Annotated in this window: 18 protein-coding genes; 10 read left to right on the top strand and 8 right to left on the bottom strand. The window is 58.6% G+C overall.

The genetic code is table 11. The annotated features are described in order from the left end of the window. Positions 1-119: 119 nt before the first annotated feature. Both LJD29_RS04945 and LJD29_RS04940 read right to left on the bottom strand, forming a co-directional pair. Entirely contained in the window at positions 120-1,610 is a 1,491-nt protein-coding gene (locus LJD29_RS04945; RefSeq protein ID WP_446744644.1) for an aldehyde dehydrogenase family protein, read from the bottom strand. 147 nt (positions 1,611-1,757) lie between these two features. After that, positions 1,758-2,885, bottom strand: coding sequence for an acyltransferase family protein (locus LJD29_RS04940; RefSeq protein WP_446744643.1), 1,128 nt, complete (start codon positions 2,883-2,885; stop codon positions 1,758-1,760). A gap of 202 nt (positions 2,886-3,087) precedes the next feature. Between LJD29_RS04940 and LJD29_RS04935 the strand changes: the two genes are divergently transcribed. From LJD29_RS04935 to LJD29_RS04900, 8 genes are all read left to right on the top strand, one after another. After that, positions 3,088-4,152: a rod shape-determining protein gene (locus tag LJD29_RS04935; protein ID WP_446744642.1), complete on the top strand. Its 1,065-nt coding sequence runs from the start codon at positions 3,088-3,090 to the stop codon at positions 4,150-4,152. A 57-nt stretch (positions 4,153-4,209) separates the two neighbouring features. Beyond that, complete coding sequence (gene mreC, locus LJD29_RS04930; RefSeq protein WP_446744641.1) at positions 4,210-6,192, top strand: rod shape-determining protein MreC; 1,983 nt, start codon at positions 4,210-4,212, stop codon at positions 6,190-6,192. Positions 6,193-6,203: 11 nt separating this feature from the next. Beyond that, positions 6,204-6,713, top strand: a complete 510-nt coding sequence (gene mreD, locus LJD29_RS04925) for a rod shape-determining protein MreD (RefSeq protein ID WP_446745879.1) — start codon at positions 6,204-6,206, stop codon at positions 6,711-6,713. Between the two features lie 24 nt (positions 6,714-6,737). Then, the gene (gene mrdA, locus LJD29_RS04920; protein WP_446744640.1) at positions 6,738-8,801 is read left to right on the top strand and encodes a penicillin-binding protein 2; all 2,064 of its coding nucleotides are present in this window, start codon (positions 6,738-6,740) and stop codon (positions 8,799-8,801) included. A 148-nt stretch (positions 8,802-8,949) separates the two neighbouring features. After that, positions 8,950-9,243: a GIY-YIG nuclease family protein gene (locus LJD29_RS04915; protein WP_446745878.1), complete on the top strand. Its 294-nt coding sequence runs from the start codon at positions 8,950-8,952 to the stop codon at positions 9,241-9,243. A 169-nt stretch (positions 9,244-9,412) separates the two neighbouring features. Beyond that, positions 9,413-10,513 carry a rod shape-determining protein RodA gene (gene rodA, locus LJD29_RS04910; RefSeq protein WP_446744639.1) on the top strand — a complete coding sequence of 367 codons (1,101 nt, stop codon included), beginning with the start codon at positions 9,413-9,415 and terminating at the stop codon, positions 10,511-10,513. 386 nt (positions 10,514-10,899) lie between these two features. Continuing rightward, the gene (locus tag LJD29_RS04905; protein WP_446744638.1) at positions 10,900-13,974 is read left to right on the top strand and encodes an Rne/Rng family ribonuclease; all 3,075 of its coding nucleotides are present in this window, start codon (positions 10,900-10,902) and stop codon (positions 13,972-13,974) included. A gap of 201 nt (positions 13,975-14,175) precedes the next feature. Then, positions 14,176-15,048 carry a hypothetical protein gene (locus LJD29_RS04900; protein WP_446744637.1) on the top strand — a complete coding sequence of 291 codons (873 nt, stop codon included), beginning with the start codon at positions 14,176-14,178 and terminating at the stop codon, positions 15,046-15,048. A 306-nt stretch (positions 15,049-15,354) separates the two neighbouring features. On the opposite strand, the gene LJD29_RS04895 is transcribed toward LJD29_RS04900, so the two are convergent. Next, positions 15,355-15,792: a hypothetical protein gene (locus LJD29_RS04895; RefSeq protein ID WP_446744636.1), complete on the bottom strand. Its 438-nt coding sequence runs from the start codon at positions 15,790-15,792 to the stop codon at positions 15,355-15,357. Positions 15,793-15,803: 11 nt separating this feature from the next. After that, positions 15,804-17,402: a cellulose synthase family protein gene (locus LJD29_RS04890; RefSeq protein WP_446744635.1), complete on the bottom strand. Its 1,599-nt coding sequence runs from the start codon at positions 17,400-17,402 to the stop codon at positions 15,804-15,806. A gap of 227 nt (positions 17,403-17,629) precedes the next feature. Here LJD29_RS04890 and LJD29_RS04885 point away from each other — a divergent pair, with 227 nt between their 5' ends. After that, positions 17,630-18,820 (top strand): MFS transporter, encoded by a 1,191-nt coding sequence (locus LJD29_RS04885; RefSeq protein WP_446744634.1) that lies wholly within the window; start codon positions 17,630-17,632, stop codon positions 18,818-18,820. Between the two features lie 149 nt (positions 18,821-18,969). Here LJD29_RS04885 and LJD29_RS04880 read toward each other — a convergent pair whose 3' ends face one another. From LJD29_RS04880 to namA, 4 genes are all read right to left on the bottom strand, one after another. Then, positions 18,970-19,467, bottom strand: a complete 498-nt coding sequence (locus LJD29_RS04880) for an SRPBCC family protein (protein ID WP_446744633.1) — start codon at positions 19,465-19,467, stop codon at positions 18,970-18,972. Beyond that, positions 19,457-19,801, bottom strand: coding sequence for an ArsR/SmtB family transcription factor (locus LJD29_RS04875; protein WP_446744632.1), 345 nt, complete (start codon positions 19,799-19,801; stop codon positions 19,457-19,459). Before LJD29_RS04875 ends, LJD29_RS04880 begins: the two co-directional genes overlap by 11 nt. 306 nt (positions 19,802-20,107) lie before the next feature. Then, positions 20,108-21,100, bottom strand: a complete 993-nt coding sequence (locus tag LJD29_RS04870) for a zinc-dependent alcohol dehydrogenase family protein (protein WP_446744631.1) — start codon at positions 21,098-21,100, stop codon at positions 20,108-20,110. Between the two features lie 53 nt (positions 21,101-21,153). Continuing rightward, the gene (gene namA / locus LJD29_RS04865; RefSeq protein ID WP_446744630.1) at positions 21,154-22,227 is read right to left on the bottom strand and encodes an NADPH dehydrogenase NamA; all 1,074 of its coding nucleotides are present in this window, start codon (positions 22,225-22,227) and stop codon (positions 21,154-21,156) included. A gap of 102 nt (positions 22,228-22,329) precedes the next feature. On the opposite strand from namA, the gene LJD29_RS04860 reads away from it, so the two are divergent. After that, positions 22,330-22,689 carry a winged helix-turn-helix transcriptional regulator gene (locus LJD29_RS04860; RefSeq protein WP_446744629.1) on the top strand — a complete coding sequence of 120 codons (360 nt, stop codon included), beginning with the start codon at positions 22,330-22,332 and terminating at the stop codon, positions 22,687-22,689. The last annotated feature ends 99 nt before the right edge of the window (positions 22,690-22,788 follow it).

The raw sequence follows: 22,788 nt of genomic DNA, 5'->3' as shown, positions 1-22,788 counted from the left end.
CCTTTAGATGCTGCTGCTCGCTCATTTCCGCATCGGTTATGCGGAAATGAGCTGAAAATAGGGTGAATTTCACAAGGCTCGGAAGTTATTACCCCGGAACATTGTTCCAGGATCTGTTCCTACGCATTATCGATCTGCGCTCTTTGCAGCTTGTCGGAATAATCGACGTACACCGACTTCCAGGTGGTATAGAAATCGAGTGCGCCGGTGCCGCCCTCGCGGTGCCCGTTGCCGGTCTTCTTTACGCCGCCGAAAGGCAGGTGGACTTCTGCTCCGATCGTTGGGGCGTTCACGTAGGTGATGCCGGCTTCCAGGTCGCGCATCGCCCTAAAGGCTTTGTTTACATCGCGGGAGTAGAGTGCGGTCGAAAGTCCGTACTCGATGCCATTGGCGATCTCAAGCGCTTCGTCGAAATCGCGGCAGGTAATCAGGCTGACCACGGGTCCGAACACTTCTTCCTGACCGATGCGCATCTTCGCCGATACGTCGCCGAAGACCGTCGGCGCAAAGAAATGTCCGCGATCAAAGCTGCCGTCTTCGAGCGGATCGCCGCCGGTAAGCAGCTTTGCGCCTTCCTTGCGGGCAATTTCGCAGTAGCGGATCGAGGTCTCGATCTGCTGCTGGTTTACCTGCGGTCCCATTTGCACGGATTCATCCAGTCCGTTGCCGACCTTCAGCGCGTCGGCACGGGCCACGAGCTTCTTCGTAAATTCAGCGGCGATTTTTTCATGAAGGATGATGCGGCTGGTCGCCGTGCAGCGCTGGCCTGTCGTGCCGAAGGCTCCCCAGACTGCCCCGTCGAGGGCAAGATCGAGATTGGCATCGTCGAGGACGATCATGGCGTTCTTGCCGCCCATCTCGAGCGAGCAGGGCTTGAAGTTGGCCGCGGCCGTCTGACCGACGATACGCCCCACCTCGCTCGACCCGGTAAACGAGATCGCGCGGACGCCAGGATGCGAAACCAGTGGTGCGCCGGCATCCGGTCCGAAGCCGGAAACGATATTCACCACGCCTGGTGGGAGCCCTGCGTCCATAAGTGCCTGAACAAGGTTGTAGGTCGAGAGCGGCGTGTCTTCCGCGGGCTTGATAACGCAGGTGTTGCCGCAGACCAGCGCGGGGAAGAGCTTCCACGAAGGGATGGCCATGGGGAAGTTCCACGGCGCGATCATGCCGACAACGCCCACCGGCATGCGGACGGACATGGCGAATTTGCTCTGCAACTCCGACGGCGTAGTCTGTCCGAAGAGCCTGCGGCCTTCGCCGGCCATGTAATACGCGGTGTCGATGGCTTCCTGTACGTCGCCGCGGGTTTCGCTCAGCACCTTGCCCATTTCGCGGGTCATCTCACGGGCATATTGTTCCTTGCGCTGCGTGAGAATCTCGCCGGTGCGATAGAGGATTTCGGCCCGCTTGGGCGCCGGAACCAGCCGCCAGGTCTTCCATGCTTCCGCTGCGGCGGCCACGGCATCGTTCACGTCTTCCGCGCCCGAAGAGGGGAAATCGCCCAGCACGTCATCGGAATCGGCGGGGTTGACGTTGGCAAAGCTCTTGCCGGTGCGGGCCGGCGTCCACTGTCCGCCGATCAGGTTCGTATAAACGGTGTGCGACATGCTCGATTTCTCCTTGAGGCTGAAACATTCAAGGATAACGGAAGGCGCGGCCCTTGTGACGCCTCAATATCCCCGGGGTCGAAGTCAGTATGAATCTCGCGCCGCGATTCGCGCTGCCCGATCGGAGTTTGCCCTGTGACGACAGTTTTATGCAGCCTTTACCGGTGAAGCCCGGTTGTGCCGCTTAAACCAGAGGCGAATCTGTTTGCGCATCGGTTCCTCCCAGAGTAGAAAGACCCCGATGGAGAATATGACGAGCACAACGGGGCTGAGCAGTACGTCGATGCCGCCTTTCGCAGTTCTCAGGTCGTAGGAGCCAGTCACGGCCACATGCAACCAGGAGCGCACCGGTTCCTGAAGCAGGTAAATGGCATAGCTCGCGCCTCCAAGCAGGGTGAGCGGCCTGGAGCCAAGGAATCGGGCGAGAAGGCTGTTGCCGGCAGCCAGTTCGTAGATGAGGACGGCGAGAGGGATGGCCATAAGTGACAGCCATGATCCTTTTACGAAGCAGAGTATCACCAGCAGGGAGAGAATCGCGGCCAGCGAGAGCCAGGGTCGCGGAGAAGGGCGGGGACTCCGCAAGAAAATTAACCCGAGCGTCATTCCGGCCAGGAACTCCGGGAACCGGAATACAGGGAGGGGAAGTCCCGTGACCCGCGTCAGCGGATCGATCGCATGCGTCATGGTGTGTCCAAAGACGATGAGGAGCAGCGTGGCAGCCGCGACGAATCTCAGCGCCCGGACCGAGCATTTTTCGAGCAGGGGTAGTACGAAGGGGAAAAGCAGGTAGAAAAAAGCCTCGGTCGAAAGCGTCCAGGCGGGCATGTTCCAGGCGCCGCCATATTCAACGTGGAAAGGATTCCAGTTCTGCACCATGGTGAAGACGGCGATCGACAGACCAGGCCCCGGATGACTGTTGAAAGGCCAGCAGAGGATGAGCGAAAGGAAATAAACCGGATAGATGCGGGCGAAGCGGGCTTCCCAGAAACGGGTCTTGCCTCCAGGTTCTTCGATCTGGCCGCAGTAGGTGTAGCTCAGAATGAATCCGGAGAGGATGAAAAAGAGAGTAACTGCCGTCCAGCCGTTGGCAAGAGCATTCGTCAGCAGGACAGGGGCGTTATGCCGGCCTGCAAAACCTGCTCCGAAATGAAAGAGCACCACCTGGATCGCCGCGACGAAGCGGATTCCAGTGAGGGCAGGAAGGGGTGTGCGATGAAATGTGAGCGATCCGCCGGTCCCGTGCTGTGGCACATTGACTATCGACTGTGTCGTCATTATTTGTATTCGGAGCAATAGGGAGGTGCGGTGAGACTGGCTCCGATCCTCGTCACAGGACGTTTTACTATGCTGGAACGTGATAGGTACACAAATATTCGTGAGGGTTACCCAAGAAATTCCACGGTTTTGAGCGGTGCAGCAATTGCCCTTATGGCCTTACAATTAGGGTGGAACTCCTCTAAGAGAAGTCATCTACTTCATGTCATCGAATGGTTTTCAGTCTCGCTCGTCGCGGGCACACGGAGTGCGCTCGTTGTTCAGTGTTTTTTCCAGCGATCTGGCGATCGACCTGGGCACAGCAAACACGCTTGTCTACGCGGCCAACAAAGGCATCGTTGTCAACGAGCCCTCGATCGTAGCGATCAACAAGAACACCGGTGAAGTAGAGGCCGTCGGCAAGGAAGCCAAGGAGATGCTGGGCCGCACTCCGGGCAACATCGTCGCCATCAAACCGATGAAGGACGGCGTCATCGCCGACTTCAAGGTGACGGAGAAGATGCTGAACTACTTCATCCAGAAGGCTCACAATCGCAAGATGATGGTGCATCCGCGCATCGTCATCGGCGTGCCCTCTGAGATTACGCAGGTAGAAAAGCGCGCCGTCGAGGACTCAGCCTACCGTGCCAAGGCCAGCGAAGTGTTCCTGGTAGAGCAGGCGATGGTCGCGGCTATCGGCGCGGGTCTGCCGATCACTGAGCCTTCGGGCAACATGGTCGTCGACATCGGCGGCGGCACTACTGACATTGCAGTGATCTCGCTTTCGGGCATCGTCTATTCGCGGTCGGTCCGCATGGCCGGCAACCAGATGGACGAAGCGATCATGAATTATCTGAAGCGGAAATATAACCTGCTCATCGGTGAGCGCACCGCCGAGCAGATCAAGATCGAGCTGGGCTCGGCTTATCCGCTGGACAAGCCTCTGACCATGGAGATCAAGGGCCGCAACCTCATCGAGGGCGTGCCGAAGACCATCTCCATCGAAGACAGCGAAATTCGCGAAGCGCTGGGCGAGAGTATCTCGACCATCATGAACGCCATCCGTGTAGCGCTTGAACGCACGCCTCCCGAACTGAGCGCCGATATCAGCGACCGCGGCATTGTGCTTACCGGTGGCGGCGCGCTTATTAAGAATCTGGACAAGCGTATTCGTGAAGAAACCGGGCTGCCGGTCTCGATTGCCGACGATCCGCTCGCCAGCGTGGTGCTGGGAACAGGAAAGATGCTCAGCGACTTCCGTCTGCTGCGCAAGATCAAGATCGACTAACAGAGGCGCGGAAGAGAATGGCGGTACGAGGGTAACCGCCAGGTTTCGAATCAGGTAATGGAATCTTTTCTCAGCCGATTTAAAAACGTTCTGGTGCTGATCGCCGTACTGGTACTGCAGTTACTGGTACTGGCGGTACAGGCCAGGCGTTCTACGCCCGACGCGCGAGATCGCGAAGGCGTCGGCATTGTTCGCTCTGTGGTGACTACGGTGGTTACTCCTCCCGAGCACGCCCTGCGCGCCACAGGGGAGTGGTTTCGCGGGCTTTGGTTCGGCTACGTGGATCTTATCCATGTCCGCCGGGATAACGCCGAGCTAAAGAATCAGGTGGAGCGCCTCCAGCTTGAGCAGGCTGGCCTTGCCGAAGATGCCCGCCAGGGCCAGCGGCTTCAGAAGCTGCTCGATTTCCGGAAGAGCTACATCTATAAGACCGTGCCGGCAGAAGTGGTCGGCACCTCGGGCACCGACCAGTCGCGCGTTCTCTACATCGACAAAGGCTCAGAAGACGGCCTTGAGCAGGACATGCCCGTTGTTACAGGCGATGGCATTGTAGGGCGAGTGAAGGACGTTTTCGCCCGTTCCGCGCAGGTACTGCTCATCTCCGATCCGACCAGCGGTGTGGGCGTCATCCTGGAGAAGACGCGCACTCGCGGCGTGTTGAAGGGCACTTTTAATGGGCAGCCGCAGGTAATCAATGTCTCGCCCGATGAGCGCATCCAGGCCGGCGACCGCATCCTGACCAGCGGTGGCGACCAGATTTTTCCGCGTGGCCTGCCGGTAGGGACGGTCGATAAGATTGCCACCGACCCCGACCGCGATCCACTGGTCGATGTGAGTATCCATCCCGCGGCAAATCTTTCGCGGCTTGAAGAAGTCCTGGTAGTGACGAACGTCGGACCGTCGATGTCGCCGCAGACAGCAAAGGATCTGGCTGCAAGCGAGGCCGAAGGCGAGGCGGCGCAGAAGCGTGCTTCGGATATCCTCTCCGAGCGTTTGCCCGCCAAGAGCGATCCCAATGCGCCTGCCGACACGAATCCGGACGCCAACACGACGAGTAACAGCCCCGCGATGAGGCCGATTCCTCCGCCGAGAAACCTGCATCCGGACCAGTACACCCCCGGTTCGGTTCCTTCGGCCAGTTCCATGACCCCCGGCGAGCACCTTGCTCCGTTGCGTCGCGGCACCGAAGAAATTCCGAATGCAGCCAGGCCGAAACCGGCGGAAAACGCAGCGGCCGCGCCAGCTTCCGCCGAGAACGGCTCGGGTGCGCATTCCGCAGCCGAAGCCGCTCATCCAGCGGGCTCGACGGCAGTTACTCATGCAGCCGGAGCAGGAGCTGCAGGGGGTGTGCCGCGTCCTTCGCCTTCAGCATCCGCAACCGGAACGACTCATTCGGCACTTCCCGCCAGTGGTGTTAGCGCTGCACCCCGGACCGGCTCGACTGCGACAGGATCTGCTAACCGGCCTGCGACAGGTACGGCATTGCCGCGAACGACCACCGGAACTCCATCAGGCGTTTCCGGAAGCAGCTCAGGCACGGTGCATCCAGCGGCACCGTCTTCCGCGCTTCCCGGATCGCCGAGATCGTCATCAGCATCGGGCTCGACGCAGCCAGCTTCGAGGCCGCCGGCGGCCACAGCTACCGGAACTCCGCGTACTACGACGGGCTCTGAATCTACCTCGCCGCGAACCGCGAACCCGGCCGCTCGATCTACGAATCCTGGAACGCCCCCGGCTCCGGCTCAGCAGACGCGCTCCCATGTCAACGTGATTGTGGACGGGCCGGTAAAGAGCACGACGCCGAAGCCCGCAGCTCCTTCCGCCACGCGCCCAGCAAACAATGGCCCCGGAACGGCCAAGCCGGCAACCGGTGGCACGGCCGCGCCCAAACCAGCCACGCAACACCCGGCGCAGGGAAATGGCGCTACATCTTCGACGCCGCCAGCCCGCCGTGGACCGACACTGGTTCCCGACGATGGCAGCCGTCCGCCCTCGTCGCGACCGAAACAGCAATCCACCACGCCTCCGGGAGGAAATTAAAGTTGCCCTTGATGGCCTCCAACCGCCGCGAGGTGGATGAACAGTCTTTTCCGCTCATCGTGTACGTGCTGACGCCCCTGCTCGCACTGGGACTGCAGTCATTTCTGCCGTTACATTTTGCGCCGCTGGCTATCCTGGATCTGCCGCTGATCGTGGTGATTTACTTCTCGATGCAGCGGCGCAGCCCCATCGCCGGCACCATCGGCGGAGCATTCATGGGTCTCGCGCAGGACGCGATAACCGGCCAGCCGCTCGGTGTATTCGGCATTGCGAAGTGCGTCATCGGTTATCTTGCCGGTTCGGTCGGCGCGCTTGTCGACACGGAGAGCCACGGCACCCGGTTGTTGTTGAGCATTGCCTTTTTCATGCTGCACAATGCCATCGATTGGGTGCTGGTACGGCATCTGCTCGCCCAGCCCATGCCCTGGAACTGGCTGCATGAACTGTTGCGCATCGGTATCAACGCACTATTGGCTGTCGTGATCTTCGCCCTGCTCGACCTTACGAAGCCGCGGGAGTAACGTCAAAAGGAACAGGCATCCCCCATGGATCTGGAAGTAGTACAGAAGGAAGAAAAGCTCCCGGCGATTAAGCTGACGATCTTTCAGTATGTGATCGTCGGCGTCATGCTGGTGCTTATCTTCGGACTGTGGAGGTTGCAGGTCGTCGGCGCGGAGAACTATCGCGCGCTGGCTGAAGCGAATCGCATTCGCAAGGTTCCGATCCTCGCCCCGCGCGGCCAGATCTTCGACCGCGAAGGCCGTCTCCTCGTAGATAACTATCCGTCCGTCTCCTGCTTCCTGGTTCGTGAGCAGGGGCACGACTTCGAGCCGGATCTGCCGTTGATCGCTCGCGGCCTGCACATGACCGTGGACCAGATCCACGCCATCCTGCGAAAGTACCGCGCCGCTCCGAAGTATCAGCCGTTGCCGCTCAAGCAGGACATCACGCCCGACGAACAGGAGTTCATCGAAGCGCACCGTGACGAGATGCCCGAGCTTGAAACCGTTGACGAACAGCGGCGTCTCTATCCAAAAGACGGATTCGCTGCCCACCTGATCGGCTACGTGGGTGAAGTCAGCGAAGAGATGCTGAACGATCCCCGCTATGCGTATTACGAACCTGGCGACGTGGTCGGCAAGTCCGGCGTTGAGGCTTCTTATGACGCCATCCTGCGCGGCACCGACGGCTCGCGCGATGTGCTGGTCGACAGCCATGGCCGCGAAGTAGGCAAGCTCGGCACCGAGCGCTCGAAGCCCGGCCAGAGCCTGAGGCTGACCATCGATCTGGACATCCAAAGAGCTGCGGAAAATGCCCTTGGCGATCGCCAGGGCGCGATTGTCGCGCTCGATCCGCATACCGGCGAGGTGCTTGCCATGGTGAGCCGCCCGACCTTCGACCCGAATGCCTTCGCCGTGAAGATCGGCCGCGACGAGTGGAACAAGCTCATTACCGATCCGAATCATCCGCTGCTGAACAAGGCGATCCAGGCGCAGTCGCCTCCTGGCTCGACTTTCAAGATCATCATGTCGGTCGCCGGATTGCAGGAAGGCGTCGCGCAAAATCTGAAGGTAAATTGCCAGGGCGGTGCCGAGTTGTACGGCCACTTTTACGCCTGCGACCGCCATCACGGCGCGGTGGACATTCACAATGCCATTCCGCTCTCCTGCGACACCTATTACTACAATCTTGCCGCGCGCCTGGGTATCGACACCATCGCGAAATATGCGCATGGGCTGGGTATCGGTATGAAGACAGGTATCGACCTGCCGGATGAGATCACCGGCGTCATGCCCTCCACCGAGTGGAAGATGAAGACCTTTCACGAAAAGTGGTACGCAGGCGAGGCTGTTTCGGTGGGTATCGGACAGGGCGCAGTTGCCGCAACCCCGATTCAGCTGGCTCGGGCGCTCGGCGGCATCGCCTCGGGCGGCGTGTTGAAGCGCCCCCATGTTGTTTTTCCGGATGAACTGCCTGCGGAGTTTCGTACGGCAATGAGGGATTCTTTCCCCGGCTCCGGCGACAAGACCATGCAGATCGATCCGGCAAACTGGGAGACGATCACAGATGGGATGGCCGCGGTCACCGGCCCCGGCGGCACGGCGTTCGCGGATCACCTCGAAAATATTGACTTTGCCGGTAAGACAGGCACGGCCCAGGTCGTCAACCACAGCTTCGGCGCGCTGAAGGTTTCGTCAAATGTAAACGAGCGCGCGAATGCATGGTTCGTCGGCATGGCTCCCCGTCGCAACCCGGACATCGTGGTTGCCGTCTTCTGGCAGCACGGCGGCTGGGGCAACGTTTCTGCTCCGCTGGCTGCGAAGGTGATCGAGGCCTTCGTCGATAAGCAGCGGCGTCTGAATCATAATCTCGTGGCGGAGGCGGCGGAGAAGCCCGTCGAGGTCGGCGCAGTCTGGGCCGATCCGGCGAAGAAGGACGCTGCTGGAGCGGAGGATGCGACCGACGCGGTGGGGACCGTTCACACCGGACACTTCGCGTTGAAGCCCTCTGGAAACGCCGCCGCCGGCGATCAGCCGGTTCAGCATCCGAAGCCGGCAGTGCCTAAGCCTGCACCGGTTACTCCCGCAAAGCCGGAAGAGCAGCAGTAGGGATTGTTCCGGTGCGAGGTTTATATAAGGTGCAGATCCCTCACTGCGTTCGGGATGACAAAAGTAGAGAGATATCCTCAAGAGTAGAGAGATACCCTAAAGGTTGTCATCCCGAACGCAGTGAGGGATCTGCACTTTACTCTTGTCGGTGAAAGACCATCATTACTACGTCTATATCGTTGCCAGTCGTACTCGCGTTCTTTATTGCGGAATGACTAATAGTATTCAGAGACGAGTTGAAGAGCACAGATCCGGCACCATTCCCGGCTTCAGTCAGAAATACAAGTGTGAGCGGCTCGTGTGGTTTGAACACTTTCAATACGTCACCAATGCGATTGATCGTGAGAAAGAGATCAAGGGCTGGAGCCGCGCTAAGAAGCTTGCGCTGATTGAGAAGCAAAACCCTTCGTGGCATGACCTCAGCGAGGATTGGCGGAAATAAAAGGTGCAGATCCCTCACTGCGTTCGGGATGACAGTTCAATTGGAATCAATGCTGATACTCAGCACCCATTGGTCATCCCGACCACACCCTTTGTCATTCCGAACGAAGTGAGGAATCCGCACTTGTTAGCCGATACCGCCAGAAGTCGTTAAGATGAGATAGCCCCCGATGCGACGATTTCTCTCCTTCCGCGATTTCGACTGGACCCTGCTTGGGTTTGTGCTGTTGCTGTCGGTTATCAGCGTCTTCGAAATCTACTCGGCTACCCTGCATACCAAGTTTGTCGGGTTTTATAAGACGCAGATTTTATGGCTTCTGGGCGGCATGGTGGCGATGTTCGCGCTGTCGCTGGTGGACTACCATCGCATTCTCGACATCATCCATTGGATCTATGGCTTCTGCCTGGTTTCTTTGGTCGCGGTGATCGTGGTGGGCACAAAGGTGCTGGGCGCGCGGCGCTGGATCAAGCTGCCTGGAGGCATTCATTTTCAGCCATCGGAGTGGGTCAAGCTCATCCTGATCTTCGCCATCGCGAAGTATTTCGTGAACCTTGCAGGGAAGCAGCTTTCCTGGCTCGACATCGGCAAAGCCATGGCAATTGTCGGGATACCCATGCTGCTGGTCTTGAAGCAGCCTGACCTGGGAACGGCACTGACTTATTCGCCTATTCTGCTGGCGGGGCTTTTCCTCGGCGGTATCGATTGGAAAAAAGCGCTGGTCCTCGTCAGCTGCGGATTGCTGCTGGTCGGAATCGCTTTTGGCAGCGGCAAGATTCTCAAGCCGTACCAAAAAGCGCGTCTGACCAGCTTCATGAATCCTGATGCCGACCCCAAGGGCAGTGGTTACCAGATCAATCAATCGAAGATTGCCGTCGGTGACGGCGGTGTTTTTGGCCGGGGTGCGACCAAGGGTACGCAGACCCAGGGCGATTTTCTGCCGATTCCTTACACGGACTTCATTTTCGCCGCATTTGCTGAAGAGCATGGGTTTATCGGCGCGGTTGTGGTCCTGCTGATATACTTCCTCATATTGATGCGTTTGATTCAAAACGCACAGACAGCCGCAGATCTCTCAGGTACGTTCCTGGTGATGGGCGTGGTGGCCGTGCTGATCTTTCAGATCGCGGTCAACGTGGGAATGGTCATAGGGCTGATGCCGGTTACCGGAATACCCCTCCCGTTGATGAGTTACGGAGGCTCTTCGGTACTGTTTACGTTTCTGGCTCTGGGCATGGTGATGAATGTCCGCATGAACCGCTTCGTGAACTAGTCCCCGGCGCATACAGGTTTTGCAGCACAACACTCGCCTGAGGCGAGTGGGAAGTTGAAGAATTTAAGTAATTTAACTTTAGCCGGCCGGGCAGGTTGCCGGGCCGGACAGGATTCAGGAATGAGCGCGCAAGGATGGGTAACGGCCCCGCCGGTTCGAACGGCAAGAGCGGTCACAAACTCCCTGCGCCCGGATGTCCACCTTCAGAATGTTGGTTTTTTCAGTGAGGACCCGCCGGGCAACCGGCCGGTGCGCTATCGCACCGTCACGCAAAGAATCTGCTTCGAGCCGGCCATCTCTTCGTCATCCCTGCTTTCGTCCGGGCTCCCGCGCTGATCTGTCTCGACCGTTATTTCACGGCTTGTCCGTGAGATGAGAGAGGCAGCATGTCGAAAGAAATTTGCATTTCCACCACGCCGCACGAGACGCGGCTGGCGATTCTCGAGAACGACGAACTTTCCGAGATCTACTACGAGCGCGAGAACGAATACACACTCGCCGGTTCCATTTACAAGGGTAAAGTTACCCGCGTGCTTCCCGGCATGCAGTCGGCGTTTGTCGATATCGGCCTGGAGCGCGATGCCTTCCTTTACGTAACCGATTTCCTCGAAGAACAGGAAGACGGAGCCGACTTTGAGTCGGCGGACGCAGCCCCGAAGGGCCGTCGCGAACATCGCGATCAAAATCGCGACCAGAACCGGGACAATCGCCAGCAGGCGCAGGCTCAGCCTGATGCTGCTGTTGCGTCGTCTTCATCCGCGGAAGAAGGCGAGGATAGCGAGGCTCCTTCAGGAACCCGCCGCTGGCGCGGACGTCGCGGCCGCCGCCGCGGAGTCCGCAACCGCAGCCAGGAAGAGGCTCAGAACGCACCTGCTTCGACAGAAACCGAGATCGAAGCTGTCGATACGAACGAAATCATTGAAGAGATCGACGGTTTTTTGCCTTCGGCCGACGAAGAGCCTGTTGCCGCTCCGGTTCCGGTAGCCGCCGCACCGGCTGCGCACGCACCGCACGCACCCGCGTTTGTGCTGCCGGGCGAGTCGCTCTCGAAGTACGGCGGTGTACCCAAGGCAGAAGAGCCGAAGGCCGAGGCTGCTGTGACAAAGCCGCAGCCGAAGATCAACTACGTTGCGCCTAAACCTTCCACGCTGATCGAAGCTCCGATCGAGTGGGATGGTAAGGGTCTGCTGCCGGGCGAGTCTCTTTCGCGCTATCGCGATCGCGAGGAAGTTCCTGCTGTTGAGGCCGTCTCTGCAACAGAAGAAAATGCTCCGGAAGAACTTGAGGCCGTCTCTACCGTGCAGGAGCCGGAAGTTGCTGCGGCGGAAGTTTCCGCGCCGGCAGTCGGCGAGGAAAGCGATGCTGCGCCGATCGAGACGCAGTCGCCCAGCGAAGAACTTGTACCTGAGGAAACCGAGCAGTTCGGCATGGCCGTTGCCGAGGTGAATGAGACCCCGGCTGAGGATGCTTCGCCTGAGCCCTCCGTGGTTGAGGAGAACGGATCGCTTCACCTCGAAACCGAGCAGCCTGAACATGCCGAGGAGATGATCGAAGAGGTGCACGAGTTCGAGCCGGAAAACGCTTCGGCTTCGCACCGCGTCGATCCGGTTGCCCCCAGCGAGTTCCGCGTGGCCAGCGAACCGGAAGAAGAATCTCACGTAGAAGACGCCAACGAGACTCACGAGACTCACGAGATTGACGAGACGATTCATGAGCCCGGGCAGATGACTGAAGAACTGCCGGTCGAAGTGCAGGCCTCAGCTGTTGAGATAGAAGAAGAGCCCGCGACCGAAGCTGCTGAGCCGCCCTATGGATTTGCTCCGGGCGAAGGATCGCTCGAAGAAGAGACGATCGACGAAGAAGAGTATGACTTCGAGCCGCTGCATGCCTACGCAGATGATCAGGATGAAGAGCTCGAGGAAGAGACGCTCGATCACACGGCCCCCGAGATCGGCGAGCTGGTTCGCGAAGTACACCTGAGCCAGCGCGTTTCCGATGAGCCTGAAGAAGAAGCCGAGGAAGAGAACGGCTACGAAGATGCCGAAAGCGTCCTCGAAGACGTGGAGGATGCCGGTGGCTATGAGGTAGCCGAGGCCGGAGCGAGCGTGGGTGAATCCGTCGCGACTCCCGGGCGTGCACCGCGCCGCGAGGATCGCGGACGCCGCGGAGATCGCCGTGACAACCGCCGTGGTGGCGGTGGTCACCAGGGTGGCCGCGGACGCCAGGGCGGACGCCGCCAGTCGGCCCAGACCATGGACCTGCCGATCATCAGCGACCTGTTGAAGCAGGGCCAGGAGATTCTTGTCCAGATTGCGAAGGAACCGATCGCCAAGAAGGGCGCGCGCATCACCAGCCACATTGCGTTGCCGGGCCGCTTCCTGGTGTTTATGCCGACGGTCAACCATGTTGGTGTGTCGCGCAAGATTTCTTCCGACGAAGAGCGCCAGCGGCTCAAGCGCATTCTGATCAGCGAGCGTGGCGAGGCAGGCGGAGGGTTTATCGTTCGTACTGCTGCCGATGGAGCGAGCGAAGAAGAGCTTCGCGCCGATCTACGCTTCCTCATCAGCCTGTGGACTGAGATTAAGCAGCGTGAAGAGTCGAGCAAGGCTCCGGCGCTGATTTATCACGATCTCAATCTTGTCGAGCGCGTGCTCCGCGACCAGGTGAGCGATAACTTCTCGGCCATCTGGGTCGACAACGAAGTTGAATATGAGCGGACGGTGCGCTTCCTCAACCGCTTCCAGCCTTCGCTGGTGCGCCGCGTGAAGCTCTATACCAAGGAAACGCCGCTCTTCGAACACTTTGGTATCCAGGACGAAATCTCGAAGGCTCTCAAATCGAAGGTGTGGCTCAAGTCGGGTGGTTCGATCGTCATCAACCAGACCGAAGCACTGGTGGCTATCGACATCAACACCGGCAAGTATGTGGGCAAGACGGCTCGCCTCGAGGATACGATCCTCAAGACGAACCTCGATGCGATTCCGGAGATTGTGCGCCAGATTCGCCTGCGCGACCTGGGCGGCATCATCGTGATCGACTTTATTGACATGGATGAGCGCAAGAATCGCCATAAGGTGATGGCAGCGCTCGAAGAGGAGCTCAAGAAGGATCGCGCTCCTTCCAAGGTGCTTCAGTTTAATGACTTCGGTCTCGTGGCTATCACACGTAAGCGCGTCAAGCAGTCGCTCGAGCGCACGCTTAGCACGCCGTGCTCCATCTGCACCGGTACCGGAATGGTAAAGAGCCCGGTGACGGTCGCGAACGAGATCTATGTCGAGATGCGGAAGATGCAGAAGCATCTCGATCGCAATGACGTGATGCTGCGCGTGAATCCGGAAGTAGTAAAGACGCTGAAGGCGGGTAACGGCCACTGGCTCAACGAGCTGGAAGAGCTGGCAGGCAAGACGATCATCGTCAAGAGCGATCCGACCCTGCACCCGGAGCAATTCGACATCCACTAGGTCGAGACAGATGAAACATGAAGGCCGGGTCTCCCGGCCTTCATGTTTTTGTAAAACAAAATGCCGCAATACCGCGTCTAAACCCTAAGATCGGGGTTCGACCGTACAAGGGGACTGCCTATCAAGCCGCGGCCTCCGGTAAATCTACCGATCCTTCGAGGAATCTTCATGGTTGAGAACTGCAATTCTTCACGGAGCCTGATGCGACGCATCGCTATGACTGTTACAGCTGTTGCTTTTGCCGCGATGCCTTTCATGGCGTCGGCCCAGAGCAATGCGACGGCCACAACTGATGACAGCGGTCACGCGTACTCAAGCTCTTCCGATTGGAAAGCGATACTGAACTCCGACGTGGACGGCGGCGAAGGCGGAGTCGGCGGCTCGAATGCACCCGCTCCCCAGTATGGCGGCGGCTACCATCGCTACCCCGGCTCATCGAACGATCGCTGGAGCCACATCGCCATCGAAGCGGGTGCCGGCTTTACCGCGCCTCTTGGAAATACCACGCACGGCGGTCCCGACTATCCGCTCAGCATCGGCGAGACCTACGGCTACAACATTCGCGCGGGTGGCGGCTGGAACTTCACCAAGCACTTTGCCACGCTCATTGAATACAACTTCAACCGCGACAAGATTCCGGGCAGCACTCTGACGGAACTGGCCGTGGGCAGCGGACTGGATCAGCCGCTGGGCGGCAATGTAAACATCTGGTCGTTCACGATTCAGCCGGTCTGGTACCAGCCGTTGACGAAGACCTTCGGCGGATACGTCACCGGTGGCGGCGGCTTCTATCGCAAGGTGACCAACCTCACCGAGCAGGTCGCTGAATGCGACTACTTCTATGGCTGCTACGGCGTGCCGGCAACCGTCGCGCACTCATCCAGCAACCAGGGCGGCCTGAACTTCGGCGTAGGCGCTTATTGGAAGGCCTTCGGTCCTGACAGCAACGGCAAGCTCTTCGCTGAGGTTCGCTATACGTGGGTGAACTCGCCTACATACAACGGCGTCGACGCCAACAACTTTAACTCGGGAACTTCGAGCCTGCTGCCGGTTACATTCGGCGTTCGCTTCTAACCCGTTTCACAAATCAAACGAAAGAGCGGAGGCCTTGGCCTCCGCTCTTTCGTTGTGGAACTTACCTCAAGGTTCTGGAACTTACCTCAAGGGCGGCAATCCCTTTTCTCACTGAACCGGAAATATCAGGGCTAAAGCGCTGACCTGCTTCTTCTCAGTCTTCGCTTGTTTTTAAGCGACACCTTTTTTGCGCCACCCGTTTGTCCGCTGATCTCTATTCGTCTTTCATTTCGAAGGCAATGAGGGATCTGCACTTTTACCCTCCCCTAAAGCAAAGGCGCGTCATCCATTCCCGAACCGTATCTTTTACGGAGCGACTTCCGCGACCCACTTTTCGATGAGTTGCCGGGCGCGGCCGGTGTAGACCGTGAACGGCGTCTGCAGTGTTCTTCCCAGTAGAAGCGGTGTGACCGTGAAAATGCCAAATCGCTTTTCCGGTTCGCCGATAGCGATCTCGCCCCAGGGAATGATCAGACGCGGATGGCTGATGCGAAACGGCCAGATGAGTGCAAGATGCAAGCCGTCTTCGTTGCAGCCGACTTCGAGGATGCCTCTGTACTGAATGTGCCGGAGCATCGAGCCGCTGCAGAAGCGAACGCGTTCGCCGGAGAAAGTGAAGGAGCGATCTGCAGCGAAGTGGTTCGATAGTTTCATCCATCCGCTCAGATACGAAATGAGATAGCAGAGCAGGCACCAGAGTGCGCTGAATGCGGAAAGAGCGAATACGAGAAAGAAACCGAACATATTCTTACGATCTACACCCCAACCGGGAAAGGCTTCGGTGACGATTCATCGAGATTCGCTCCGCCGCTGCGCCAGCGCTCGAAGCGCCCTTGCAGCAACGACAGCAGACCGGTGTACCAGTAGCCGATGACGAACAGCAGAAGGAACGGGATGGTGAAGTAGTTCTCATTCACCCACGCGTACCAGATAGTCAGCGCGAAGTAGCAGCCGATGGCCAGCTCGATCCACGGAACGATACCGAGCCGCTTGCGATATTTTGCAGCCTGCGATTTTTCGCCGCGCTTCTCCACGCGATACTTCGGCGTGCGCTTGAAGGAGCTCTTGATGCCGAAGATCGCTTCCATCACCGCGCGGGTGTTCGTCACGGTCAGGCCCACGCCCAGCGACATCAGGAACGGCAGATAGAGAAACGTGCGATACCAGCGCTTCGGGAACAGCTCTTTCTGCGAGACAAGGTAGAACGACGAGATCGAGAAGGTCGACGCCATGAAGAGCGGAAAGTCGATCAGCAGCATCTGGAACCATCCCTGGTAAAAGCGGATGACCATGGCCGGCATGAGCAGCACGGAGAGCACCACCATCAGCGGATAGCTCAGGTTCGCCGTCAGGTGATACCAGGCCTCGAGCTTGATGTGCCATGGCAGATCGCTCTTGAAGACATTCGGCAGAACCTTTTTCGAGGTCTGGATGAGTCCCTTGGCCCAGCGCGCCTGCTGCGTCTTGAATGCCGTCATCTCGATGGGCAGCTCGGCCGGACATTCGACGTCCTGCAGGTATTTGAACTTCCAGCCCTTGAGCTGTGCGCGATAGCTGAGGTCGGTGTCTTCGGTAAGCGTATCGTGTTGCCATCCGCCTGCCTCGCCGATCACCTCGCGGCGCCACATGCCAGCCGTGCCGTTGAAGTTGAAGAAGACACCGGCGCGCGAACGACCTCCATGCTCCAGTACAAAATGTCCGTCGAGCAGGATGGCTTCCACCTGCGTGAGAAAGCTGTAGTCGCGGTTCAGGTGCGTCCAGCGCGTCTGCACCATGCCGATTTCAGGCTCGGCGAAGTGGTGCACAACCTTCATCAGCCAGTCCGGCGGAGGCACAAAGTCGGCGTCGAAGATGGCCACGAAGTCGCCCTTGGCAACCTTCAGGCCTTCGTCGAGCGCACCGGCCTTGAAGCCGTGGCGATTGGTGCGGTGCAGGTAGACGATGGGCGTGCCCATCGCCTGGTAGCGCGTGCAGATGGCGCTGGCTACGTCTTTCGTCTCGTCGGTCGAGTCGTCGAGCACCTGGATCTCGAGCAGCTCGCGCGGATAGTCGATCTTCGAGCAGGCATCTATCAGGCGGTCGATGACGAACTGCTCATTGAAGATGGGCAGCTGGATGGTCACCTTGGGCAGCGTCTCGAAGCGCTTCGGCGGTTCCTTTGCGGCGTTCTTGCGATTCTTGTAATAGAGATAGACCAGCTGGTAGCGATGCAGTCCGTAGAACGCCAGGATGATCATGACGATGAAGTACGGAATCAGCAGCGAGGTGTCGAACCAGTTCCAGCGGTAAAGGTGCTCGAAGGTGTGGTCGCCGTAGTGGTAGCGGAGGTAGTGCCGGAGGTCGTTCTTCGGCATGAAAAACCCGAGCGTCTGTGCCGCTGCGAAGCTTTGCGTCGTCAGGAAAGAAGCCAGTTGTTCGAGCAGGGCAAATGCCTCCGGGGAAAGTGCTGCAACTCTATTGTACGGTGCGGGATAAGGCGAAGCCAGACGGAAGCCAGCCCCTTCCGGATGAACGATAATAGAGTATGAGTCCCTTGCAAGTCCTCAGCCAACAGCCTTCTGTGGAGGCCTCCGTCACAACTGTGCCGGATAAAACTGGGCCCGATAAAGGCAATACGCTAAAAATTCTCGGCTACACCGCTTTTACCTTTCTTGTGTATCTCTCCATGGGGCTCCCGCTGGCCGTGCTTCCCACCCATGTGCACCTGGCCATGGGCTTCAGCACCACGATGGCCGGCTTTGTCATCAGCGTGCAGTACATGGCGACACTGATCAGCCGCCCCTGGGCAGGCCGCATCTCCGATACCTACGGGCCCAAAATTTCGGTCGTCTGGGGCATGGCCCTGTGCGCTTTCAGCGGCCTGCTGCTCACGCTCGCTCCCATGGCGCACGCGCAGGTGCGCGTCGGCCTGGGCATGCTGATCGCCAGCCGCCTCGTGCTCGGCTTCGGAGAAAGCCTCGGCTCGACCGGCGCCACGCTCTGGGGCATCAGCGGAGTCGGGCCCGAACACACCGTGAAGGTCATCGGCTGGAACGGCATCTGCACCTACTCCGCCCTGGCATTCGGCGCGCCGCTCGGCGTCATTCTGCAAAAGCACTGGGGGCTGGAGGCGATCGGCGTGCTCACCCTCACCGGCTGCGTGGCCGGCTTCCTTTTCGCCATCTACAAGGAGAACATTCTCTCCGCGCCCGGCGAGCATCTGCCCTTCCGCCAGGTGCTGGGGCGCGTCACTCCCTACGGAGTGGTGCTGGCCCTCGGCGGCGTCGGATACAGCGTACTAGCCACCTTCGCGGCGCTGCTCTACAACCACCGCCATTGGGACGGAGCCGTGGAGTGCCTCACCGCCTTCGGCCTCGCCTACGTGGCCTCGCGCGTCTTCTTCATGGGCTCGATCGACCGCTGGGGAGCCTTCCCGGTCGGCCTCATCAGCCTGGCGATAGAGTCGGTGGGCACCATGCTCGTCTGGCAGGCACGTGCCCCCTGGATGGCGGTCGCAGGAGCGCTGCTGACCGGCCTCGGGCTGTCGCTCGTCTTTCCCGCCATGGGAGTCGAAGCCGTCCGCCGCGTACCCCAGCGAAATCGCGGCGCGGCCCTGGGCGTCTACACCGGTTTCGCGGACGTGTCCTTCTTCCTGGTAGGCCCCGTAGCTGGAGCCCTGATCGAAGCCTTCGGCTACCCCAGCGCTTTCCTGTTTGCGTTCCTATGCGTACTGACAGCGCTGGGAATTACCCAGCTGCTCTCCCGTCAGAAAACGGAAGCGGTTCCCGCGTGAGACCAGCGGCCGGATGGTTTTAGGAGAGCGTTTCCGGTGGTCGTTTCTCACTTTGAGTGCGTTGCCTCTAAAGCAACAATTGAGGCGGGGCCGCCCACATGCACAGGCGGCCCCTGACTCTGCCAGCGGTGGTTGAAACCCGCTGCGCCTTACTTCGCCTGCTGCAGTTCCTCAACAACCGCAGCAACTTTATCGAGGATCTGCTGCCAGCCCTCGACCTGACCGCTCTTCGTTGCCTCTTCCATGGTTTCATTGCCAATGAAGGTGAGCTTCGTCTGACCGTTTCCTAGATCTTCGAAAAGAGTCACGTCGTACACATCGGCGTTGGCTGTGTGCTCTATTCCATAGTGCTCGGGTTCAACCTTGTTTCCGTCCGCGTCGGAAAAGTACATGGAGGAAACGATCTTCTCGTGCGGAACAATCTCGTGGTATTCACCGGCATTCCAGAAATCCTGCCCATCCGGAGTTCTCATGCAGCACAGGAATTTTCCACCAACGCGAAAATCCATCTTGCAGACAGGCGCAGTAAAACCTTTCGGTCCCCACCATTGCATGACGTACTTCGGGTCTGTCCACGCCTTCCAGACCAGTTCGCGTGGGGCATCGAAAATTCTTGTAATCATCATCCGCTCTGTCTCATTGACCATGCTTTTTGTCATCCTCCTCTTGTTTCATTTGCCTGACTACCACATCCAGCTTGTCGAAACGCTCTTCCCAGAGTTGGCGATAGCTCATCGCCCAGTCGCTGACTGTCTTGATCGCCTCTGGCCGAAGGGTGCACACGCTCTCCCGTCCACGCTTGGTCTTGATTACGATCCGCGCCCGTACAAGACAAGCAATATGCTTTGAAATCATTTGCTGCGAGAGTGCAAAAGGCTCCGTCAAGGCATGCACAGAGGCAGGCCCCCGCGAAAGCTGCGCGAGCATAGCCCGGCGCGTGGGATCAGACAAAGCCGCGAATGTAGAATCCAACCTATCCACAACCAAATGGTAGTGGATTTTTAGTTTGTGTCAAGAAGAAATCTGGCGAATCGCCAGGTCGACAATCAAACCGAGTGCCCCATTCATGACGCAGCTTCATCGCGGCATAAGTGGATGGCATTGCTTCCGCAAACCGCGTTTGTCGGGACTTATGAGGTTTAACCGCTCCAAATGCAAACGCCGTCGATCGAGGCAGCGAACCTATCTGAATCGGCAGCAGAGCGCCGGGCACCTCGTCGAGAGATGCCCAGCATTGTGTTCCAGAGGCCATATGAACAGCGTTCTACGTTGATCGGAGCCGAGTCGTTAGTTGACGCTCACCACCACTTTGCCGATCTGTGCATTGCTTTCGAGGTAGTGATGTGCGTTCACGATCGCCTCAAACGGGAAGGTCTTGGCAAGCACGGGCTTGAGAGAGCCGGAAGCCAGGCCTTCGACGATGAACTTCTTTGCCTTTTCGAGTCGCGCGTCGTCGGTCGAAGCCTCGAAGAGTTGAAAGCCGCGGATAGTCAGGTGCCGTCCCAGAACTTCGACTGCGGACAACGTCGTTGGCTCGGGGCTTAGTGCTCCGTACAGAATCATCGTCCCGTCGATCGCTGTTGCGCCTGCCAGCTTCGAGAAAGTCGGGCCGCCAACGGGATCGAAGACTACTTCCGCGCCCTTTCCTCCAGTGATCGCGAGGATCTCCTTCACCAGGTCTTGTTCGTCCGTGACGACCACAAAGTCAGCACCGGCAGCTTTCAGCTCGGCGACCTTCGTGTTGGTGCGGGTCAGCGCAATCGAGGTCGCACCCACCTGCTTGGCAATTTGAATCGCGGCGATGCCAACGCTGCTCGATGCGGCGGAAATGACGACAGTGTCGCCCTTGCCGAGCTTCGCGAACTCGATGAGACCGCCCCAAGCTGTCACATACTGCATCCAGACAGCAGCAGCCTCTTCCCAGCTCAGAGTCTCGGGATGCTTGACGACCGCGCGGGCCGGAGCAAGGACCAGTTCTCCGTAGAGACCGTAGTCCAAGAAGCTGAATGCAGGTACGACACTCACCTTGTCTCCGATTTTGAACTCGGTGATATCCGGTCCCACGGCTTCGATCTCACCGGCTGCTTCATATCCGAGCAGCGCAGGAAACACTGGCTCTTCGACATACGCGCCAGTGCGATACATCGATTCAGCGCGATTCAGTCCAATCGCCTTGACCTTGATTCGCACCTGCCCCGCGCTCGGAGTAGGAATCTCAACTTCTTCAATCTTCAAAACGTCGGGGCCACCGACTTCATGGAAACGTACTAGCTTTGGCATTGTCTTTACCTTTCAGGTGAAGTGCTGTTGTGAACTGTGACAGCATTGCGTGGTTAGTAACGCGATGTGGTGAGAGCCGGTGCTGACGCTGCCGGATTGGGCTTGTGCCGCAGCCAGTAAGCACCGTAACGGGTGTACTGGTCGGGAACCGGAACCGTCGCACGCAGTGCGTCTGCGGCAGAGCGAACCCAGAACGGATCACGCAACATCTCTCGACCGATCAGCACCACATCGGCACGTCCGTCGCGCAGGATACCTTCCGCCTGGGCACCGTTTTCGATCAGCCCCACAGCGCCCGTCATGATGCCCAGTTCCCGACGAAGCAGTTCTGCAGCAGGAACCTGGTAGCCCGGATAGCTGTCGATCTTCATCATGGCGATACCACCCGACGAGCAATCGATGAGATGAACGCCTTGCTCCTTCATCCATTTCCCGTAGATCAGGAAGTCTTCGGGGCGATTGCCGCCTTCGGCATAGTCCGTTGTCGAAACACGCACGAACAATGGACCGCTCCATTCACGCTTGACCTCATTGATGATCGCGCGGACGATGCGATAGCGATTTTCGTGAGACCCGCCCCACTGATCCGTACGGTGATTCGCCAACGGAGAAAGGAACTCATTGAGCAGGTAGCCATGCGCCGTGTGAATCTCGATGACATCGAAACCGGCTTCACGAGCGCGGCGTGCGCCGTCCCGGAAAGCCGCGATGACTTGCTGAATGCCAGCTTCATCCAACGCAGTCGGTGTCGCGAAACCATCTGCAAACGGAATGGCTGATGGGGCGATGACCGGACGGCCCGTAACCCCGAGCACTCTGCCCGCGTGACCGAGCTGCGCTCCCGCCTTGCCGCCCATCTTGTGGATCACATCCACGACACGAGCGAGGCCCGGAATATGTTCATCGCTCCAGATGCCGATGTCACCGGGGCCGATGACGCCGTTCGGCAGGATTGCCGTGGTCTCCAGGAAGACAAGAGACGCGCCACCCAGGGCGCGTGCACCGTAATGCACCAGATGGAAGTCGCTGACGCGACCTTCCTCGTCTCCCGAGTGCATACACATCGGAGACATAAAAACTCGGTTGTGGAACTCAACACCGCCAATTTGTATCGGTTCGAAAAGCATTTTCCTACCTCTGCTATGTAAGATAGGAAATACTGGAATAACCGTAAATACAGCAATAAAAGTCACATACTATACAAATGTATAGTGCCCGCGAGGAAGAGTTTGAGCAAGAAAAGAGAGTACGACGAAATCCCTGGATGCGCGATCGAGGCCGCGTTGAATCGCATCGGAGGCAAGTGGAAAGGCGTCTTTCTCTATCACCTCTTGGAGGGAACCCTGCGGTTCAATCAACTCACACGACTTGCTGCCGGTGCTTCGCCTCGCATGGTCATCAAGCAGCTTCGTGAGCTTGAAGACGATGGCTTGGTGAGCAGGAAGGTATACCCTGTCGTCCCGCCTAAGGTTGAATACAGTCTTACCGACGAAGGAAGATCTCTCCAACCGATTCTTTTGAAGCTGGACTTATGGGGAAAGGTCTGGATGGATCGCAGAGGAATCGTGCCTGTAAGATCGAAGGCTTAACAAATCCTGACAACCGCCGCACTCGTCATTCGAGCCACACCGGTTGGGCCTTATAAGGCGGCTCGTCGTCAGTGATGTTGTTTTAGGAGATCATCGCCG

This window comes from Silvibacterium acidisoli, from assembly GCA_022870745.1.
Taxonomy (GTDB): Bacteria; Acidobacteriota; Terriglobia; order Terriglobales; family Acidobacteriaceae; genus Silvibacterium.
Note: the sequence above shows the minus strand (reverse complement) of the source record. Positions and strands in the feature narration are given on the sequence as shown.

What these genes read in the sequence shown, in the direction of transcription:
- namA (WP_446744630.1), bottom strand. Translation starts at nt 22,227, where the DNA reads ATGCTTTTCGAACCGATACAAATTGGCGGTGTTGAGTTCCACAACCGA.
- LJD29_RS04940 (WP_446744643.1), bottom strand. Translation starts at nt 2,885, where the DNA reads ATGACGACACAGTCGATAGTCAATGTGCCACAGCACGGGACCGGCGGA.
- LJD29_RS04895 (WP_446744636.1), bottom strand. Translation starts at nt 15,792, where the DNA reads ATGTTCGGTTTCTTTCTCGTATTCGCTCTTTCCGCATTCAGCGCACTC.
- LJD29_RS04890 (WP_446744635.1), bottom strand. Translation starts at nt 17,402, where the DNA reads ATGCCGAAGAACGACCTCCGGCACTACCTCCGCTACCACTACGGCGAC.
- mreC (WP_446744641.1), top strand. Translation starts at nt 4,210, where the DNA reads ATGGAATCTTTTCTCAGCCGATTTAAAAACGTTCTGGTGCTGATCGCC.
- LJD29_RS04880 (WP_446744633.1), bottom strand. Translation starts at nt 19,467, where the DNA reads ATGGTCAATGAGACAGAGCGGATGATGATTACAAGAATTTTCGATGCC.
- rodA (WP_446744639.1), top strand. Translation starts at nt 9,413, where the DNA reads ATGCGACGATTTCTCTCCTTCCGCGATTTCGACTGGACCCTGCTTGGG.
- mrdA (WP_446744640.1), top strand. Translation starts at nt 6,738, where the DNA reads ATGGATCTGGAAGTAGTACAGAAGGAAGAAAAGCTCCCGGCGATTAAG.
- LJD29_RS04900 (WP_446744637.1), top strand. Translation starts at nt 14,176, where the DNA reads ATGCGACGCATCGCTATGACTGTTACAGCTGTTGCTTTTGCCGCGATG.
- LJD29_RS04945 (WP_446744644.1), bottom strand. Translation starts at nt 1,610, where the DNA reads ATGTCGCACACCGTTTATACGAACCTGATCGGCGGACAGTGGACGCCG.
- mreD (WP_446745879.1), top strand. Translation starts at nt 6,204, where the DNA reads ATGGCCTCCAACCGCCGCGAGGTGGATGAACAGTCTTTTCCGCTCATC.
- LJD29_RS04870 (WP_446744631.1), bottom strand. Translation starts at nt 21,100, where the DNA reads ATGCCAAAGCTAGTACGTTTCCATGAAGTCGGTGGCCCCGACGTTTTG.
- LJD29_RS04935 (WP_446744642.1), top strand. Translation starts at nt 3,088, where the DNA reads ATGTCATCGAATGGTTTTCAGTCTCGCTCGTCGCGGGCACACGGAGTG.
- LJD29_RS04905 (WP_446744638.1), top strand. Translation starts at nt 10,900, where the DNA reads ATGTCGAAAGAAATTTGCATTTCCACCACGCCGCACGAGACGCGGCTG.